Source organism: Olivibacter sp. EAT-5, from assembly GCF_044784325.1.
GTDB classification, from domain to species: Bacteria; Bacteroidota; Bacteroidia; order Sphingobacteriales; family Sphingobacteriaceae; genus Olivibacter; species Olivibacter oleidegradans.
This window is the reverse complement of sequence record NZ_CP173028.1, coordinates 2,032,623-2,051,848: the sequence shown is the minus strand read 5'-3', so window position 1 is coordinate 2,051,848 and position 19,226 is coordinate 2,032,623. Positions and strand designations below refer to the sequence as shown.

The following is a 19,226-nucleotide window of genomic DNA, read 5'->3' as shown; positions in this document are numbered from 1 at the left end:
TTATATGCATTCTAAGATAGCAACTTTTTTTGTTTTGTCTGTAATTTTATATCGGTCATCCATACGATGGGGCACTACCCAAACGATGTCACCATTGCCATTTACAAGCAAGGGGATTTCCTTTTTATGGAAACGCGATATTTTTAACGATATAAAAAAGTCGCTCAACTTCTTCTTTCCCTTCATTCCTAAAGGTTTAAACCAATCTCCCTCTTGCCAAGACCGTACCAAAAGCGGAAAAAGCAATTTATCGGCGTCAACAGCCACTTTTCCAAATTCATTCATCTTCACGGGTTTTTCTACCAATTTTACCGTTAAGTGAAATCCTTGACATATCACCGCCTGATTAGGCTGTAAAAATTGATGCGGTAAATCAACGGGTTCTTTTTTTTGCAGTATTAAATTTTCACGATCGAGGAGCAATTTATAACTATCGGAAAAGAACTGCTTTCCGGTTCGATTATCATTCTGCCATATCGAAACAAGGTCATCAAGGACTTCCGGAAGAAATTGATAAGGTCTGAATAACTCATACAGCAGCGTGCGTAAAGGCTTAAGCTCTTGCAGCGCTTTTAACTCTATTTGATAGGTGTTGGAAGTTGTTTCAACAAATAACTTTTTCCTTAATTGTTCGCTGTAGTTCTTTAACAAGGTTTCCATCTCCTCAAATCGTCTACTATTTTCCTGAAAGGTTCTTTCCAGCGAGGGGTTAATCTCCTTTAAACGTGGAACAACTTCCAGTCGGATTTTATTCCTTAAATAATCGGTAGAAAAATTAGACTCATCTTCTCGGTAAACCAGATTTCTTTCTAAAACCGTCTGCGTCACTTCCTCGCGCGTTAGAAATAGGAGCGGCCTGATCAGTACCCCTCGTTTTGGGAGGATACCGTGCAAACCTGCAATCCCGGTACCACGGGTCAAATTAAGCAATACCGTTTCGACGGAGTCGTTCTGATGATGGGCCAACGCAATATACCGATAGTGCTGGTCTAACCTTATTTGCTCAAACCATTCATATCGCAGTGCCCGGGCCGCCATTTCGATCGAAATACCTTGCTTCCTCGCATAAGCAATGGTATCAAATCGCTTGACAAACAAGGGCACTTCCATTTCTGCTGCTAAATTGCTTACTAGCTCCTCATCCGCGTCAGCATGTTGCCCTCGCAATTGAAAATTACAATGAGCAATACCAAAGGGCAGCTTAGCTTTAGCAAATAAATGAACCATTAAAACTGAATCTCTTCCACCACTAACTGCCAGCAAGGTGCGCTGTTCTCGACTGATCAAGTCATGCTCTTCGCCAAATCTCAGAAAACGTTCTAAAAGCCCCATAAGCCAAAGGTAGACAAAAATGTTTATTGATAAACCAATGTGCCATTACGTTCGTTAGGATATCGCCCGATAGCGATCAGTCCATAGACGATTCCGACTCCGCAGCCTTCATTTAAATAATTAAGCACGAAAAGATACAAGTTTAGTAAGTTTGCAGCATGGAAGCTGAGCCTAAAAGTGTCGATGTATTAATAAAACAACTAAAAGAAGAGTTCGGTATTTCGGCCTCCATCGTCGATCAATCTGCCACCGTTTCCAATGTCATCGTTGAGTCGGGGGTTTTGTCCATCAAATTTTATAATAGTCTCCATTTTGATGTGAAACACAAAGAGGAACCTCTTCTCGCTACTCGTCAAATACATTTAGACGAAGATTTATTTTTAAGCAGAAACAACGTGGTTATGGCTCGAATCCGGGCCGCGCTGGGTTTAGCCAACAGAGTTTATGCGCGTAGCACTACCTTGGTTAGAATAAATAAAGAAGAAGCTTTGGTTTTTCAAAAAGAACATCATTTGCAGGTGCCTCTTCCCGGTAAATATCGCTATGGCCTTCTATATAGAGATACGTTAATGGCCATAGCGATATTTAGCAGCGGCCGTAAAATGCGCGACATGGCACCCGAGCACCGTTCATTTGAATTGTTGCGATTCTGTAATCGGTCCGGCCATCTGGTTGTAGGCGGCCTAAGCAAACTGCTTAAAGGCTTCGCGACAGCGTTTCATCCCAGCGACATCATGACTTATGTTGATCGGGATTGGTCGTCGGGAGAAATTTATGAAAAGCTAGGATTCCACTCAGAAGGATTATTACCTCCCCAACGCTTTATGGTTCAAGGCACGGATAAGATTCGTTATTATGAAGGATGTGCCGACTTAGGGATAAATCGGGATAATCCCGTCCATTGGGTAGAAAATCTGGGCAGTATAAAAATGCGTCAGGTGTTATAAGATCTTTTTTTTATTTTAGGCCAATACTTGTGGATATTTTCCAAAACGCCTTTTTTGACGAAGCCGACAATAAGAGCAAGGCCGAGACGAAGGCTCAAATTTAGCATTAAGGCCGAGCAATTAGACAAGGTTTTTGGAAGTGTTCGTATTAATGTCAACACCAATTTAATTAAATAATAGCAATGAAAAGAAAACTTCGTATGGGCATGGTAGGCGGTGGTATTGATGCATTTATCGGTTCAGTACACCGTATTGCCGCTCGAATGGACGGTTTAGTCGAATTAGTCTGCGGTGCTTTTAGTGTACATCCTGAAATCTCAAGAGAGTCCGGAGAGGCCTTGTTTGTTGATCCAAGTCGGGTCTACAGCACTTACCAAGAGATGATAGAAAAGGAAAGTCAGCTACCTGAAGACGTGCGAATGGATTTTGTAACAATAGTTACGCCCAATTTTGTCCATTTCGATCCGGCTCGCCTCGCCCTGGAAAATGGTTTTAATGTGGTTATCGAAAAACCCATGACTTTTACTTTGGAAGAAGCAAAACAATTACGAGACCTCGTGGAAAAGACGGGTTTGACATTGGCACTTACCCATACCTATAGTGGTTATCCGATGGTGAAGCAAGCAAGAGCCATGGTGAAAGAAAATAAACTTGGTAAAATCAGAAAAGTAATTGTGGAATACCCGCAAGGATGGCTAAGCCGTTTGAGCGAAAGGGAAGGAAATGCGCAAGCAGCATGGCGGACTGACCCCAAACGATCAGGCAAAAGTGGGGCTATGGGTGATATTGGCACACATGCCGCTCACTTAGCTGAGTACATTACCGGATTAAAAATTACGGACATCTGTGCAGACTTGAACACGTTGGTAGAAGGACGTTTATTAGATGATGATGGCAATGTGCTTATACGTTTCGACAACGGCGCTAATGGCGTACTAATCGCTTCACAAATTGCTGCGGGCGAGGAGAACGCCATTCGTATAAGAATTTATGGTGAAGAGGGCGGGCTAGAATGGATCCAGGAAGAACCAAATAGTTTATATGTGAATTTACTTGATCAACCGAAGCAGATTTACCGTACGGGCAATGCTTACTTAAGCAATGCTGCCAAACATAATACACGGATTCCTTCCGGACACCCCGAGGGGTTATTGGAAGCCTTTGGAAATATCTACCGCAACTTTGTATTAACCGTGTCTGCTAAGTTAAACGGCGAGACGCCTACTCCGGAAATGTTAGATTTTCCTACGGTAGAAGATGGCGTACGCGGCATGGCCTTTATCGATAATGTGGTGGCTAGTAATGCCAGCAATGAAAAATGGACCAAGTTCGTGGTTTAATATGCATTTTGGGTCCAACGGCTTCAGGGAAAACTGCCCTGGCCGTTGCCCTTGCTAAAGAAATAAACGGCGCCATCATCAGCGCGGATTCAAGACAGGTATTCAGGGGCATGGATATTGGAACCGGCAAAGATTTGGTGGAATATAAGGGTGTCGATTATTACTTAATTAATATCCGTGATGCCGGCGATTCGTATCACGTAGCCCACTTTCAAGACGACTTTCAAGAAGCTTGGTTTAATATACAAGCACAGGGCAAAACGCCCATTCTGTGCGGAGGAACGGGTTTGTATATACAATCAGTGTTACAGCAATATGCATTCACCTCCATTCCTCGGAATGATAATCTTCGAATGAATCTGTTGGAAAAGGATATCGAGGAGCTGGAAAAGTTCTTTTTATCTCTGCCACAGCCTATTGGATTTAAGGCCGATATCAGCACCAAAAAACGGCTGATTAGAGCCATTGAAATAGCCAGCTGGTTAAAGGTCAATCCGTATGAGCCAATTAATCGGCATCAGCATTTGGATGCGCGGGTTTTTGGAATCCAATTACCTCTGGATGATCGACGTGCTAAGATAACACAGCGGTTGGAACAACGACTGGCGGCAGGATTGATCGAAGAGGTGCAGGGGCTAATCGAAGCGGGCGTTCCGGCTGATAAGCTTAAATTTTATGGCTTGGAATATAAATATGTAACTGCTTTTCTATTAGGAGAAATAGACAGAAATCAGCTATTTACCAAGTTAAATACGGAAATCCATCGCTTTGCAAAGCGGCAAATGACTTATTTCAGAAAGATGGAGAAAGACGGCATCACTATTCATTGGCTTGATGGAAGAAATGCAATTGCAGAAAATGTAGAAAAAATAAAAGGCTGCCTTCCATAAAAAGCAGCCTCCTATTTACAATATTAATTGCCATTATTCGGCAAGGGTCATCTCATCCACCAAATGTTTCGCTCCTGCAAACTTATCCATGATAAACAAAACGTAGCGAATATCAACGGCAATTGTCCGTTGGAGTTGCTGATCAAAAATCACATCGCCTGCCATTGCTTCTATATTACCATCGAAAGCAATACCGATTAACTCCCCTTTTCCGTTGATGACCGGGGACCCCGAGTTTCCACCGGTTATATCGTTATTGGTGAGGAAATTTACAGGCATATACCCGGCACGATCAGCATATCTCCCAAAATCTTTCGTCTTATACAGGTCGATCAATCTTTGAGGGAGATCAAATTCTTCATCCTTTGGCTTGTATTTTGCAATCGTCCCTTTCAACGTTGTGTAGAAGTTCTCTTTCGCATCATTTCGAGGATCGGCAGGAAGCGCGGTTATTTTACCATACGTTAAGCGCAAAGTACTATTGGCATCGGGGTAATATATTTTTTTCGGGTTAGCTTTGCGCATTCCTTCCACCATCAACCTAAATGCCCGCTGGAAATTAGCCTCTTCTTTCTTTTGCTCTTCAGCGGTGTAGCGATACCGAGTCATTAAATCAGATGAAAGAAGAAAGAGTGGGTCTTGTTCGATCTGCTCCGCTTGCGGATTGGTTAAAAAAGTAAGCAGCTTCTCTTCTGAAGAAAATATACTCGATTCAAATGCCTGCTTAATATAATTATTAAAAGTGCCGCCGTTTGCCCGACTAAGAGAATCAACACGAGGAGCTAGGCCTCCTGCTTTAGCCTTGCTTGCATATAGATTCAACTCCGCAGCCAATACATCTTGTTCCAACGGCAGATACAGTTTCTCATATTGACTTGCGATCTCTGTTTTCAGGCTCGACTTAAGTTCCGCCTTTTTGGCATCGGTACCATCGGCATAAATTAACAGCGCCCTTCCCAAAACATAAGGCAGCGAGGCAAAGTTACTTGAACGTAACATACCCATCATGTAATTATCATGACGACTTTTTTCGTTAGTTAATTCATAATAGCGATTGATGGTCTCTATTACCTTCCCAAATCGGGGTTTATTGTCTTTTTTGTTTGCCCATTGGTTGAATTTTGATTCTTCCGCTCGCTTGGTGGCAGCGGTTTGATGCTTGCTAAGTGCATCAATCATTCCTTGCCTGTTTTTCCAATAATTTGCGACCTGTGCGTATTTTGAAGCATATTCAAGCTTTACCTGCTGATTTTGATCCATATGCTTCTTCATGTTATCCATACCAACTTTGGATGCTTCAACCCAAGCCGGATACGCAAAGTTCACATTTTGGTCAATTCCGGCAGCAGGCATCCACCGATTGGTGCGCCCGGGATAACCCAGTATCATCGCAAAGTCGTTCTCCTGAAAACCCTTCAAGCTGACGGGTAGGTGATACTTAGGTTTTAACGGAACATTATTTTCGTCGTATTCGGCCGGATTACCCTCTCTATCGGCATATACGCGAAATAACGAAAAATCGCCTGTGTGACGTGGCCACTCCCAATTATCGGTATCACCTCCAAACTTTCCTATGCTATTCGGCGGTGTGCCTACCAATCTAACATCATTATAATCTTGGTATACAAAGTAGTAGTATTCGTTGCCATTGTAAAACGATTTTACAGAGACTACATATTTTCCTCCTTCACTATTTTCCTGTTCAATACGTGCAATTTCTCGATTAATTACCTGCTCCCGTTCAAACTCGCTCATCTGGTCATTCACTTTACTCAGGATACGCTTTGACACGTCGTCCATCCGCACAAAGAAGCGGACGGAAAGCGATTTAGGTTTTAACTCTTCTTGCTTACTTCGAGCCCAAAAGCCATTCGTCAGATAGTCGTGCTCAGGCGTAGACAGTTCAGCAATAGCACCATATCCGCAGTGATGGTTAGTCAAGACTAAGCCGTCTTTCGAAACGATTTCAGCCGTACATCCTCCGCCGAATTGAACAATGGCATCTTTTAAACTTGAGTGGTTAATACTATAGATTTCTTCAGATGTCAGCTGTAATCCCATCTTTTGCATATCCCGGTGGTTCAATCGGTCAATATGCATGAGAAACCACATTCCTTCATCGGCTCTGACAACGGTGAATGGAAGTAAGAGCAAAAATAAGAACCAAATTTTCTTCGTTTTCATATGTTTTTATGTGTGTAATATTCTTTGCCGAGACAACTAATCGGTTAAATAATTGGATCTCGACAAGGTGTTAAGTAAGGCAACAAAGATGCATTTTATTTATCTGCTATGCAAATACCCCTACTTATTGGCTAATAAGGGTTTTCTCTTTGTTTTTTATGCTATCAGGCTGCTGCTTCTGTTCGGGGGCAGTCACAGCATCTTTTTCTTTATTGGGCGTATTGGGTGCCGGCGTTTTAACTCCTTCTTTTCGCTTTACGGTTGGCATTTGTTTTGTCATTTTCTTAGATTGCGTAGAATCGACTTGCAAACTGTCCTTTGCCGAACCTTCCGTGCTGTCTGCTACAGGTTCGGAGGCAATAGAAATGGGGTTAATAATCTCTTCTTTGCTTTTTGGTCTATCTTTTGGTTTCCAAATGAAACCAGGCAGTATCTCTTTATCTGGATCAAATGCAGCAACCGGCGTATAGCTAGTCTCGGTTTTACGGATATTGAGTATTTCGGAAACCTCGTTGTTATTAAATAGGATCTTTATTCGCGCACCGATACTTTTGGTCATGCCATTTATCTTATTATCTTCCTGTGTGTAGTAAATGCTTTCAGCATTTCCGTCAACGTACATCAGTGCTAGTTTGTTATCGGTAAAGAAGCCGGTAATCTTTCGCCCTTTTACCTGATTAAACTTAACCGAATCGAGTTGTGTACTAACGATAAAGGCATTGCTTTTTAAAAGCATATTATCTAGCTTTTGATTTTTCAGTTGCATATAAATGGTATCACCGGATAGCTGCGAACCCTGTGCCCAGATCATGGGGTTGCCATAACATCTGATAACAGAATCGGGATAACCGTAATAAGCCGAATCGGCACGTGCCTGTAGATCCGATTTGAAAATACGCATGTGATGGTAAGCCTTCACAATCCGGGTTCTAGCGGTGTCTAGGTTACTCGAATCTCTTGGCGACCGATCCAAAGCCGACGCTTTTGCCAATAATAAAGAGCTATCCGCCTGCCCTATCTTCGGAATGCTGCCGATGGAGTCGATTAATAAACTATCAGCCGCCAGCTCACTGCTGATCAATTCCCGCTGTGTTTTGGCAATCGAATCATCACGAAGCTTGGTACTCTTGGCAATCATCTTTTTAATACCTTCTTCGTTAAGCTCTTTTGCATGTACTTTTTTATAGGTACTATCTTCAGAAGCCAGCTTCATCAAAGAGTCCGCCGACAAATCAGGCTTCTTTATTCGTATCGTACTGTCTAATACGGATTCAGCGTTTAAACTATCACTCAAAAGAGCAGATTTTTTTACCCGGTTCAAACTATCTATGCCAACTAATTGGGTAGAATCGGTCGAGGTTGAATCCAGGGATGCATTCCCCAAACTATCGGTAGCTGCTTCGGTAAAATCCTCTTCTTCCTCCGCATCTAAATCGCCTCCATCCCGCCGCAAATTAAGTTCAATAGGTTTATAATCCCTCAAAAAAATGACGCGTGAATACAACGTATCAGCAGCCATATAAACCGAATCTGTACCGGATTTCGGTGAATTAACTAAGGAGTCGTTCCGTATGGAATCTCGCGAAGCTAACAGCAGATTATCCTGTCCCAAAGTATCAGTAGCTAGGCTGTCCTTCGAGCTCTTCTTGGCCGTTGAGTCGTTATTTACCACCATAATCATATAGGCCTTATCCGTCATGGTAATACTCTCGTCCTTTTTTAGATAAACACCTCGCTGGCCATATAAAATTCCTTGTTGTACCGTATCAATAAATACAACATTCTTGATCGCCCGTCCATAACCCTGCTTACCATCATAATAAAGGCTATCACCACGCAAAAATTTACTTCCTTCGGTGTACAGGTTATTTTTTCCAAAACGTGCCCGGTCGGTTTCAGTATGGTAGTCACCGTTTTCTGTATAGAGGTTACCACCGTTTTTGCCTTTTATATTGGTAGGGCCATAAAAGTAGGCCATTTTTGAAAGCGAATTGTAGCGTAGCGTATCCGTAAAAATATTGGACTCGGGTGTACGGACCACTACATCATGCCTAAAATAGGCATCCGAGCTGTTTTCGAAGTAGTAACCGATTTTACTATTGAGAGTATCCTTTTGGTTGACAATGCGTCCACCTCCGGTATAGGTCCCTATTTTCGAGTTGAGGTTATAGGTAAGGTGATTCGTTGTTAAGACAGCACCTTTTGTATCTACCATCCTCACATTATTTGTTAATATGGCAATTCGATCATCTTTTATATAGTGAAGCTTATCGGCGTATACCACCGTACCATTCGGCTGGGTAATAACGACGTTTCCAAAAGCATCAAAAAAGCGTTCCTCCGGATTATAGTCTGAACTATCTGCTGATAGCGTGCTACCTTCATGTAAAAAAACAGGTTTATAAAATCGATTGACCCCCCACTCCTTCCGCGCCTCATAATCCCGTGAACTGATTAACCTTACTTCCTTTTGCGCTTGCACAAAAAAAGGAAGTATACAGCATAACCAAGTTAACAGTATAGTACATTTCTTCACTTGGCAAAGGTACCTAAATAAATAGCTTGATGGAATGTTTTAAGAAATTTTAACAAAGACTTTCGATCGCGAATCGTCACGTGGATACGAGCGTAGCAAAGATTTCTCGTTTATAATTAAGAACACACTTTATCGATGTATTTCTACATATTGCATATAACCGTTAATTTGCCTAAGTTCGATCATTATCATAAAAGCAAACTTATGTATATACCAAAGCACTTCTCTTTCCTTCTTATTTTTCTTTTAATTGCCCTTAATGCCTGTGCGCAAAGCGTGCACCAAGAAGATATCCAGCAGGTATTAGCTCAAAAAAAACAAAGCTTATCCCAAACGATCGCGTTGAATAATCAGACAGGCTTAGTTCCTATTAAGGGACTAAGAGATTTAAAGATAGCCAGTATTGATCTGGGTTTTGAACAGTCAAACCAATTTAATACTATGTTATCTCGTTATGCTTCTGTTGACACTTATCTGGGAGATGCAAATCTGGCATCCTTGCAGCTATTAAGTGAGCAGATAAAATTTCATAACCTGCTTATTATTCAACTTGCAAAAGATGTAGCCGCCAGTCAAACGATACTCGACTTCATCAAAAATGAAATAGCGAGCAAGAAGGTAATCATCTGCGGTTTTGGTTCGCCGCAAAAATTGGCTTTGCTCGATGAACTTGATGTTCCGATTATTTGGTCGACCGATACCACTGTGATTGCCGCGCAAAACAGTGCCTCGGCTATTTTTGGCGGAATTGCCATTACCGGGAAATTGACGACGAACATTTCGCCCCGCTTCCCGGCAGGCAGCGGCTTTACCACCATTAAAACACGATTAGGTTACGATTTGCCTGAATCGGTTGGAATAAAGAGCGTAAACTTGACCGATCCAATAGGTAAGATTGTCAGGGAGGCCATTGCAGAACAAGCTACCCCCGGGGCCGTTGTGATGGTCATAAAAAACGGTACGGTTATTTTTGAAGAGGCCTACGGCTTCCACACTTATGAAAAACAGCGACCGACACTCACTTCTGATATTTTTGACATGGCTTCTATCAGCAAAATTACAGCTACCACGCCAGCTGTAATGCGCTTATACGAAGAAAAAAAAATCGACCTTAATCAAACGATCGGCCACTATCTTTTTCAGGCAAGACAGACCAATAAAAGTAATGTAAAATTACGCGATGTTATGCTCCATCAAGCAGGTTTTGTTCCCTTTATACCCTTTTATAAAAATCTTAAACCGGGAGATGTCAGCAGCGACTCCTCCGCTACACACAATGTAAAAATAGCTGATGGACGCTATTTATTGAGTGATTATTACCGAAAAGTTATGTGGCCCGAAATGCTTCAATCGAAGTTGGAAACACCCGGAAAATATGTTTATAGCGACATTAGTATGTATGTAATGAAGGAGGTAGTTGAACAGCAAGCCTCTGAGCCTATTGAAACCTATGTACAGGAACAATTCTATCAACCTTTGGGCATGTATAAAACCGGTTACAATCCGCGACGACGTTTTGCGAAAGAAGAAATCGTACCGACCGAACGGGATACGTATTTTAGGGACACACTTCTACAAGGCTATGTACATGACCAAGGTGCAGCCATGGCCAATGGGGTTGCCGGGCATGCCGGAATATTCAGTACGGCAAACGACTTAGCTATTTATGGACAAATGCTACTGAACAAAGGCACTTATGGAGGCGAGATTTACTTTGCCCCACGGATTGTTGAAGAATTTACCGGCAAACAATCAACCGTTAGCAGAAGAGGCCTGGGATTTGATCGGAAAGATCCTGACACAAGCAAAGCTTATCCTTCTGCATTGGCTTCAGCTGCGACCTACGGCCATACGGGTTACACAGGCACTTGCATTTGGATAGATCCGGAACATCAATTGACTTACATTTTTCTATCAAATCGTGTTCATCCGAGCGTAACAAACAAGTTGTATGAGCTAAATATTCGTTCCAGGATTCAGGATGTAATTTACGAAGCGATTGCTAAGGGGCTCGAATAATACTTGACATAGACTTAACAATTACTACAGAAAATAACGTTTAATTTGCAGCCACATTGAACGATGAATCATGCAATTGGGTGCATATTATTTAGTTACATCCATTGTTTATCGTCAGTTGTTATAAAACTTATTGTATTATCAAATGAAGATAGGTATTGTATGTTACCCAACATTTGGAGGTAGCGGTGTGGTGGCTACCGAATTGGGCAAGGGCTTGGCCGCTAATGGGCATCAGGTACATTTTATTACGTACAGTCAACCCGCGCGACTTGATTTCTTCTCTGCGAATTTATTTTACCACGAGGTAAGTATATCCAAATATCCGCTATTCGATTTCCCGCCGTATGAATTGGCTTTAGCCAGTAAACTGGTTGATGTAGTCCGCTTCGAAAAACTCGATCTATTACATGTACATTATGCGATACCGCACGCTTCTGCGGCTTTCATGGCCAAGCAGATACTGGAAACCTATGGGATTCGCATTCCGGTAGTTACGACGCTTCACGGAACCGACATTACCTTGGTGGGAAAAGATCCAAGTTATAATCCGGTAGTCACCTTTTCGATCAATCAGTCGGACGGTGTCACTGCGGTATCCACCAATTTGAAAGAAGACACCATCAAACATTTTGAAGTAGCCAAAGATATCCGGGTGATCCCTAATTTTATCGATTTGACGCGGTTTAGCTTAAAGCCCCGCGAGCATTTCAAAAAAGCCATCGCCCCCGGTGACGAGCGCATTTTAGTCCATACATCGAACTTTAGAAGAGTAAAGCGGACATCCGATGTGATCAAAGTCTTCCAAAAAATCCAGGAAAAGGTACGATGTAAGCTTTTAATGGTAGGTGACGGGCCCGATCGGGTAAATGCGGAACAGCTCTGCCGAGATTTAGGTGTTTGTAACGATGTGCGCTTTTTAGGGAAGCAGGACGCCATTGAAGAAATACTTTCGGTTGCGGATCTCTTTATGATGCCGTCCGAGTCAGAGAGTTTTGGTTTAGCAGCCTTGGAAGCAATGGCTTGCAGTGTGCCGGTTGTTTCGTCCAATGCAGGCGGTTTACCGGAACTGAATGTGGATGGTGTAACGGGCTTTCTGGATGACGTGGGTGATATTGATCGCATGGCAGCCCACGCGGTTTATATACTTGAAGATAACGACCGGCTGGCAACATTCAAAGCAGCTGCTTTAGCGCGCGCTAAGGAATTTGATTTAGGATTAATTTTACCGGTTTACGAGAATTATTACCAGGAAGTAATCGATCAAGTAAAAGCGAGTGTTATATAAACAAGTAAGGAGGTTCCACGAGGAACCTCCTTACTTGTTTTATGAGTTAACCACTATTCATCAAACAGCACACAAACCGGCGCCCCTATTTCTATACGGTTTCCTGTGTTTTTTAATCTACCTGTCTGCTCATCGCGTGCGAATACAATGACATCATCGGTGTATTGGTTTGCCACCAAAAGATGCTTTCCGTCGGGAGAAATAGCAAAATTTCGCGGCCCCTTACCTTCTACCGACTGATTTCCAACATAAGATAGTTTCCCATCCTCCTTGTTAATGGCATAAATCGCCATATCATTGGCTTCGCCCCGATTCGAGGCATATAAGAATTTACCATCCGGCGATATATGAATATCTGCTGCTCCAACATCTCCCTTATAAGAAGGCGGCAACATACTAATTTCCTGTATAGCTGTTAATTGCCCATCACTATAAGCATAAACCGTAACAGCAGCCTTCATTTCCTGAACAAGGTAAACATATCTTCCATCCTTAGCGAACGTAATATGTCGTGGACCACTGCCCGGAGACGCCTTCGCGACTTTTGCTTCTGTTGATAGCGGTGCGTTTTTATTCAATGCGTCATAACCATATACATTAATACGATCAGTACCGAGATCTTGTACCAATAGGAATCTTCCATCGGGCGACAAAGTTGCCGAATGAACGTGAGGCTTTTCTTGTCTACTTTTATTCGGCCCGCTTCCTTCATGCTTTATCAATTGGACTTTTTCCGTCAAACTGCCATCAGGTTGAACTCCAAAAACGGTAAGGCTTCCGCCGGAATAGTTGGATACCACCACATGGTTATCTTTTTGATCTACTATGACATGACAGGGGCTGTCGCCATGCGTTAGTTGTGTATTCAGTAAAACAAGTTTACCATCCGTAGGATGATATTTAAACGCACTAACCGCTCCTTCCCCGGTATTTAATTCGTTCACGGCATAGAGGTATTTCTTGTCGGCACTCAATGCCAAAAAGGACGGGTCAGACGACGCAACCTCATTTTTATACGTTAAGCTCCCGGAACTTGGATCAAAAGAGTACACATAAATCCCTTTGCTTTTGCCTGTATTGGTATAGGTTCCAATAAGAACATTAATCGTTTTTGTTTGAGCTTTTAATACCATGGGCAATAAAATCATGCAACCTAACAAGCGGCATATATTAACAGGTTTCATAAATGATGTTTTATAAAACCAAGTATACATAAAATATTAAGTACCATCAATTAATTTTCGCGATTCGTCCCGAAAAGGCTGCTCAAAATCATTTGAATAACGGCTGTTAAAATAGCGAAGAACATGGCCGAGAAAAAGCCACTGACCGAAAATCCACTCATGATGCTACTGACTAACATGACCATCAGAACAGTGATAATAAAAGATATTAAGCCCAAGGTTAAGATATTCAAGGGCAAGGTAAAAAAGCGTAGGATTGTACCTACCGTAGCATTGGTCAAAGCAATCAATATGCCGGCAAGCATGGCACTCCAAAAACCGGAAACTTCCGCTCCGGGAACAACGTAAGCCGCTCCCATAACGGCTAAACCGGTAATAATTAATTCAATGATAAATCTCATACATTTTTTCTTTAGCTATTACACAAACGAGTTTAGACCGAAAATGTTTAAAAAATCTATCCTGTATTTCGTTGTATCAAGAAAATCAACTATTTGAATTATTAAATAATTTGTCGTACATTTGCATATCTTGATGAAAGAGGGGACAGCATGGTCCCCTCTTTTTATTACAAGAAATTTGTAAATTCACTATGGGCATCGAGAAAAGGGTAACAGAATTAGTAGAAGAAAAGATTGCGGATCGTCCGGACTTATTTCTGGTAGACGTTAAAATGCACAGTAATGGCAAACTGATTATTCACATGGATGGAGATCAGGGAATAACTATTCAGGATTGCGCAGCCATCAGTAGACACGTTGGTTATCATTTAGAAGAGGAAAACGCGATAGAGAATGCGTATAATCTTGAAGTGTCATCACCGGGCATAGACACTCCATTAAAATTACTCCGTCAATATCAAAAAAATATTGGCCGGTCCATCACACTAAAAATGGCGGATGGTTCAAAACGAGAAGGCACCCTACTAGCGGCATCGGAAAAAGAGATGAAGTTAGCAGAAACAATCAAGGAAAAAGGCAAAAAAGCAATACAAGTGGAAACAGTGGTTCCACTGGATCAAATCATAGAAACAAAGGTTTTAATTTCATTTAAATAAAATGAGCAATATAAATTTAATAGACTCATTTCAGGAGTTTAAAGACTTCAAAAATATTGACCGCCCGACGGTGATAAGTGTGCTGGAAGAAGTATTCAGAAGCATGATACGTAAGCGTTTCGGCACAGATGAAAACTGCGATGTAATTGTTAATCCGGATAACGGTGACTTAGAAATTTGGCGCACAAGAACAGTTGTGGAGGATGAATTTTCCGAAGACGACGATTTGGAAATCGAACTTGCGGAAGCTCGCAAAGTAGATCCGGATTTAGAAATCGGTGATGATTTCATTGAAGAGATCACCTTGGAGAGCTTTGGAAGAAGAGCGATTCTTGCGGCAAGACAAACCTTGGTTTCGAAGGTACTGGAACTTGAAAAGGACGAAATCTTTAAGAAGTATAAAGACCGTGTAGGTGAGATCGTCACCGGCGAGGTATACCAAATATGGAAAAAAGAGACCTTGGTTTTGGACGACGAGGGGAACGAATTAATCTTACCTAAAACTGAGCAAATTCCGGCCGATTATTTCAAGAAAGGGGATACGATCCGTGCGGTAGTTTATAAGGTAGACATGATGAATACGACTCCTAAAATCATCATTTCACGTACCGCTCCTGAATTTTTACAACGATTATTTGAACTGGAGGTTCCCGAAATCTTCGATGGGTTGATCACCATTAAGAAAATCGTTCGCGAACCGGGTGAGCGGGCAAAAGTTGCCGTTGAATCATACGATGATCGTATCGATCCGGTAGGAGCCTGTGTAGGGATGAAAGGTTCTCGTATTCATGGAATTGTTCGTGAATTGCGCAATGAAAATATCGACGTGATCAATTTCACGAACAATATTTCCCTGTACATACAACGTGCGTTAAGTCCGGCAAGAATCAGTTCTATTAAATTAGATGATGAAGAGAAAAGAGCTGCTGTTTATTTGCAGTCTGATCAAGTGTCACTTGCTATTGGCCGTGGCGGGCATAATATTAAGTTGGCGGGTAAACTAACCGGGTATGAGATTGACGTGTATAGAGAGAGTGACGAGAATGATGAAGATGTGGATTTGGAAGAATTTGCAGATGAAATTGACGGTTGGATTCTCGATGAGTTCAAGCGTGTTGGATTAGATACGGCAAAATCGGTATTAGCCTTATCAATGGACGAGCTGGTGCGTCGTACTGATTTAGAAGAAAACACAATACAAGAAGTAGTGCAGGTCTTACGTTCGGAATTTGAATAATTCGGCGGAGCGCGCACAAACAAAAGAATGCTTTGTTTATTATTTTAGTAATAAACAACTAAAAAGTATACTTTTGTAATATCACGTAATAAATTAAGAGGTAAATAGATTAAATGACAGAAGGTAAAAGCATAAACTTACTGAAAGCTGCAAAAGAACTGAATATCGGAATTGGTACAGCGGTTGATTTTCTGGCAAAGAAAGGCTATGAAATTGAAGCTAAACCTAACACTAAGTTAGACCGAGACATGTATGAAGTTCTTCTGCGAGAGTTTCAAGGGGATAAGATCGTGAAAGAGGAAGCCAATCAGATTGTGATTGGAAAGATTCGTCGCGAGGAGGCTCCTATTGAAACAACTGCATCAAAAGCAACGCAGCCTGAGGTTGAAAATGATGAGATATTAATTAAAAATAATAGCGCTTTCTCTCCTTCTGTTGAGGATACCAAAGCGAATGCTTACAAACCTCAGCAAAAGGAACCTTCTACTACAGATGAGCAACAAGATAAGGCCAAAGAACCAAGTTCTGAGCCTACCATGGGTGTTAAGGTAGTTGGAAAAATCGATCTTTCTAGCCTTAATCAGCGGAGTAGGCCCGATAAAAAGCCTTATAACAGAGAAGAACCCAAGGCAGAACAAACCGGCGAAACACCGGCTCCGGCTGCGGAACAAAAACCGGAGCAACCGGTTGAAACTCCGAAAAGTGCATCTGTTACGGAAGAAAAACCTGCAGCTGTACAGGAGGAACCCAAAAAACAGGAACAAGCCCCAATAGAACAAAAGGAGCAACCAAAAGCCGAAGAAGTAAAGGCAAATGCACCGGGGCCGAAAGAACCGGAAAAGGAACCGGCTCCACAAAATGAGGTTATCAGAGCTCGGGCCGAGCATTTAAGCGGACCTAAAGTGATTGGTAAAATCGAGTTGCCCACTTCTCCTCAAAAACGCAAGGATCAGCCGATTGCTTCTTCTTCCGGTGCCGGTAGTTTATCTGACCACAAACGGAAACGTAAGCGTAATACGCTTGGAGGGAATCAGAATCGCAATCAAGGGGATAATACGCAACAACAACGGGGCGGCCAACCTGCCGGAGGTGGTCAAACGCAAAATCGTCCTCACCCGGGTCAGGGACAAAATCAAGGTCCAAACCAAGGGGGACAACGACCCGATCAGCGCGGTGGTAAAGGAAAGCATGATTTTAAGGGACGCGGACGTCACGTTGAGACGCCGAAGGAAGAACCTTCGGAAAAAGAAATACAAGATCAAATAAAAGCAACGCTTGCCCGTCTCAGTGGAGCGGGTAAATCCGGTAAATTTGCCCAACGAGCAAAATTACGACGTCAAAAACGGGATGATGTAGCTTTATCTGCTGAGGAAGCAGCTTTAGAAAGGGAGATGCAATCAAAGGTTCTTCGTGTGACGGAATTTGTTACTGCGAATGACCTGGCCAACATGATGGATGTTTCGGTAACGCAGGTTATCTCAACGTGTATGAGTTTGGGAATTTTTGCTTCGATTAATCAACGGCTTGATGCAGAAACTTTGACAATTGTGGCTGATGAATTTGGTTACGAAGTTGAATTTGTTAAACCGGAAGATGAGGAGACCCATTCCTTAGAAGAGGACGATAATCCCGATAACTTGGTGCAACGCGCACCTATTGTTACGGTAATGGGACACGTCGACCATGGTAAGACCTCACTACTGGATTATATCCGGAAAACGAATGTGATCGGAGGCGAAGCCGGAGGTATTACCCAACATATTGGAGCATACGCCGTTAAATTGGATGATGGAAGAAAAATAACTTTCTTGGATACACCTGGACACGAAGCGTTTACAGCGATGCGTGCTCGTGGTGCCAAAATAACTGATATAGCCATTATCGTAATTGCAGCAGATGATAGCGTGATGCCACAAACCAAAGAGGCCATCAATCACGCACAGGCTGCAGGTGTACCAATAGTATTCGCCTTTACAAAAATCGACAAACCTGGGGCAAACGCGGATAAAATCAGGGAGCAGCTTTCTACCATGAATATTTTAGTGGAAGATTGGGGAGGAAAGTATCAGGCCCAAGAGATTTCCGGTAAGACTGGTTTAAATGTTGATTTATTATTGGAAAAAGTGCTTCTGGAAGCAGAGATGCTTGATCTAAAAGCGGATCCGAAGAAACGTGCCGTGGGTTCGGTTGTAGAAGCCGCACTCGATAAAGGTAGAGGTATTGTAACCACCGTGTTGATTCAAGGAGGTACTTTACGTGTTGGGGATCCGATCTTAGCAGGGTCTCATAGTGGTAAAGTAAAAGCACTTACCAACGAGCGTGGCCAGAAAGTGACTGAAGCGGGGCCTTCTACTCCTATTCAAATATTGGGAATGAACGGAGCGCCAACGGCGGGGGACAAATTTTATGTGCTCGAAAGTGAAGCTGAAGCCAGGCAGATTGCAAATAAGCGTCTACAGTTACAACGTGAGCAAGGGCTCCGCACACAGAAACACATTACCTTGGATGAAATCGGTCGCCGTTTGGCTATTGGAAACTTCAAAGAGCTCAATGTAATTGTGAAAGGTGATGTGGATGGTTCTATCGAAGCTTTATCAGACTCTTTACTGAAGTTATCCACAGAAGAGATCCAAGTAAACATTATACATAAGTCTGTTGGACAGATCTCGGAATCTGATGTTCTATTAGCGTCTGCTTCTGATGCGATTATAATTGGTTTCCAGGTAAGACCTTCTCAAAATGCTCGTAAGTTAGCTGAACAAGAACAGATTGATATCCGCTTATATTCGATCATTTACGATGCGATTGAAGAACTAAAAGCCGCGATGGAAGGCATGTTAGCTCCTAAATTTGAAGAGAAGATTGTTGCCAACGTAGAGATTAGGGAGACCTTTAAAATCAGTAAGGTAGGTACGATCGCGGGATGTATGGTGCTGGATGGAAAAATAAACCGTAATCACGATATCCGGTTAATCCGCGACGGCGTGGTTGTTTATTCAGGCAAGTTAGCTTCCTTAAAACGCTACAAAGATGATGTTAAAGAAGTATCTCAAGGCTATGAGTGTGGATTGAGTATTCAAAACTTTAACGATATCAAAGTAGGCGATATTGTGGAGGCTTATGAACAAGTAGAAGTAAAGAGAAAATTATAAAGAAGCTCTTCTATAAATAAAAAGGGGTTTTTCGATTGGAAAACCCCTTTTTTATTTAGC

13 protein-coding genes are annotated in these 19,226 nt (G+C 42.2%); 8 read left to right on the top strand and 5 right to left on the bottom strand.

Annotation, left to right across the window (positions count from 1 at the left end; translation table 11 throughout):
* Complete coding sequence (gene tilS, locus ACH11B_RS08410) at nucleotides 1-1,332, bottom strand: tRNA lysidine(34) synthetase TilS (RefSeq protein ID WP_130854462.1); 1,332 nt, start codon at nucleotides 1,330-1,332, stop codon at nucleotides 1-3.
* A 158-nt stretch (nucleotides 1,333-1,490) separates the two neighbouring features.
* Between tilS and ACH11B_RS08405 the strand changes: the two genes are divergently transcribed.
* The 3 genes from ACH11B_RS08405 (at nucleotide 1,491) to miaA (ending at nucleotide 4,509) form a co-directional block, all read left to right on the top strand.
* Nucleotides 1,491-2,279: a hypothetical protein gene (locus ACH11B_RS08405; protein ID WP_013664908.1), complete on the top strand. Its 789-nt coding sequence runs from the start codon at nucleotides 1,491-1,493 to the stop codon at nucleotides 2,277-2,279.
* Between the two features lie 182 nt (nucleotides 2,280-2,461).
* Nucleotides 2,462-3,619, top strand: coding sequence for a Gfo/Idh/MocA family protein (locus ACH11B_RS08400; protein ID WP_013664907.1), 1,158 nt, complete (start codon nucleotides 2,462-2,464; stop codon nucleotides 3,617-3,619).
* A complete protein-coding gene (gene miaA / locus ACH11B_RS08395; protein WP_013664906.1) occupies nucleotides 3,598-4,509 on the top strand; it encodes a tRNA (adenosine(37)-N6)-dimethylallyltransferase MiaA in 912 nt (303 codons plus the stop codon). Before ACH11B_RS08400 ends, miaA begins: the two co-directional genes overlap by 22 nt.
* Nucleotides 4,510-4,542: 33 nt before the next feature.
* Here the strand turns inward: miaA and ACH11B_RS08390 are convergent, their stop codons facing one another.
* The gene (locus ACH11B_RS08390; protein WP_013664905.1) at nucleotides 4,543-6,693 is read right to left on the bottom strand and encodes a S46 family peptidase; all 2,151 of its coding nucleotides are present in this window, start codon (nucleotides 6,691-6,693) and stop codon (nucleotides 4,543-4,545) included.
* 124 nt (nucleotides 6,694-6,817) lie between these two features.
* A complete protein-coding gene (locus ACH11B_RS08385; protein WP_377613242.1) occupies nucleotides 6,818-9,175 on the bottom strand; it encodes an OstA-like protein in 2,358 nt (785 codons plus the stop codon).
* Between the two features lie 258 nt (nucleotides 9,176-9,433).
* Here ACH11B_RS08385 and ACH11B_RS08380 point away from each other — a divergent pair, with 258 nt between their 5' ends.
* Entirely contained in the window at nucleotides 9,434-11,248 is a 1,815-nt protein-coding gene (locus ACH11B_RS08380; RefSeq protein ID WP_013664903.1) for a serine hydrolase, read from the top strand.
* 145 nt (nucleotides 11,249-11,393) lie between these two features.
* Complete coding sequence (gene bshA / locus ACH11B_RS08375) at nucleotides 11,394-12,536, top strand: N-acetyl-alpha-D-glucosaminyl L-malate synthase BshA (protein ID WP_130854468.1); 1,143 nt, start codon at nucleotides 11,394-11,396, stop codon at nucleotides 12,534-12,536.
* A gap of 53 nt (nucleotides 12,537-12,589) precedes the next feature.
* On the opposite strand, the gene ACH11B_RS08370 is transcribed toward bshA, so the two are convergent.
* Together ACH11B_RS08370 and ACH11B_RS08365 are read right to left on the bottom strand one after the other, a co-directional pair.
* Entirely contained in the window at nucleotides 12,590-13,720 is a 1,131-nt protein-coding gene (locus ACH11B_RS08370; protein WP_013664901.1) for a lactonase family protein, read from the bottom strand.
* 50 nt (nucleotides 13,721-13,770) lie between these two features.
* Nucleotides 13,771-14,121, bottom strand: a complete 351-nt coding sequence (locus ACH11B_RS08365; RefSeq protein ID WP_377613241.1) for a phage holin family protein — start codon at nucleotides 14,119-14,121, stop codon at nucleotides 13,771-13,773.
* Between the two features lie 191 nt (nucleotides 14,122-14,312).
* On the opposite strand from ACH11B_RS08365, the gene rimP reads away from it, so the two are divergent.
* From rimP to infB, 3 genes are all read left to right on the top strand, one after another.
* Complete coding sequence (gene rimP / locus ACH11B_RS08360; protein ID WP_130854469.1) at nucleotides 14,313-14,777, top strand: ribosome assembly cofactor RimP; 465 nt, start codon at nucleotides 14,313-14,315, stop codon at nucleotides 14,775-14,777.
* A 1-nt stretch (nucleotide 14,778) separates the two neighbouring features.
* Entirely contained in the window at nucleotides 14,779-16,014 is a 1,236-nt protein-coding gene (gene nusA, locus ACH11B_RS08355; RefSeq protein ID WP_013664898.1) for a transcription termination factor NusA, read from the top strand.
* 113 nt (nucleotides 16,015-16,127) lie between these two features.
* Entirely contained in the window at nucleotides 16,128-19,166 is a 3,039-nt protein-coding gene (gene infB, locus ACH11B_RS08350; protein WP_130854470.1) for a translation initiation factor IF-2, read from the top strand.
* The last annotated feature ends 60 nt before the right edge of the window (nucleotides 19,167-19,226 follow it).

What these genes read in the sequence shown, in the direction of transcription:
- tilS (WP_130854462.1), bottom strand. Translation starts at nt 1,332, where the DNA reads ATGGGGCTTTTAGAACGTTTTCTGAGATTTGGCGAAGAGCATGACTTG.
- ACH11B_RS08405 (WP_013664908.1), top strand. Translation starts at nt 1,491, where the DNA reads ATGGAAGCTGAGCCTAAAAGTGTCGATGTATTAATAAAACAACTAAAA.
- ACH11B_RS08400 (WP_013664907.1), top strand. Translation starts at nt 2,462, where the DNA reads ATGAAAAGAAAACTTCGTATGGGCATGGTAGGCGGTGGTATTGATGCA.
- miaA (WP_013664906.1), top strand. Translation starts at nt 3,598, where the DNA reads ATGGACCAAGTTCGTGGTTTAATATGCATTTTGGGTCCAACGGCTTCA.
- ACH11B_RS08390 (WP_013664905.1), bottom strand. Translation starts at nt 6,693, where the DNA reads ATGAAAACGAAGAAAATTTGGTTCTTATTTTTGCTCTTACTTCCATTC.
- ACH11B_RS08380 (WP_013664903.1), top strand. Translation starts at nt 9,434, where the DNA reads ATGTATATACCAAAGCACTTCTCTTTCCTTCTTATTTTTCTTTTAATT.
- bshA (WP_130854468.1), top strand. Translation starts at nt 11,394, where the DNA reads ATGAAGATAGGTATTGTATGTTACCCAACATTTGGAGGTAGCGGTGTG.
- ACH11B_RS08370 (WP_013664901.1), bottom strand. Translation starts at nt 13,720, where the DNA reads ATGAAACCTGTTAATATATGCCGCTTGTTAGGTTGCATGATTTTATTG.
- ACH11B_RS08365 (WP_377613241.1), bottom strand. Translation starts at nt 14,121, where the DNA reads ATGAGATTTATCATTGAATTAATTATTACCGGTTTAGCCGTTATGGGA.
- rimP (WP_130854469.1), top strand. Translation starts at nt 14,313, where the DNA reads ATGGGCATCGAGAAAAGGGTAACAGAATTAGTAGAAGAAAAGATTGCG.
- nusA (WP_013664898.1), top strand. Translation starts at nt 14,779, where the DNA reads ATGAGCAATATAAATTTAATAGACTCATTTCAGGAGTTTAAAGACTTC.
- infB (WP_130854470.1), top strand. Translation starts at nt 16,128, where the DNA reads ATGACAGAAGGTAAAAGCATAAACTTACTGAAAGCTGCAAAAGAACTG.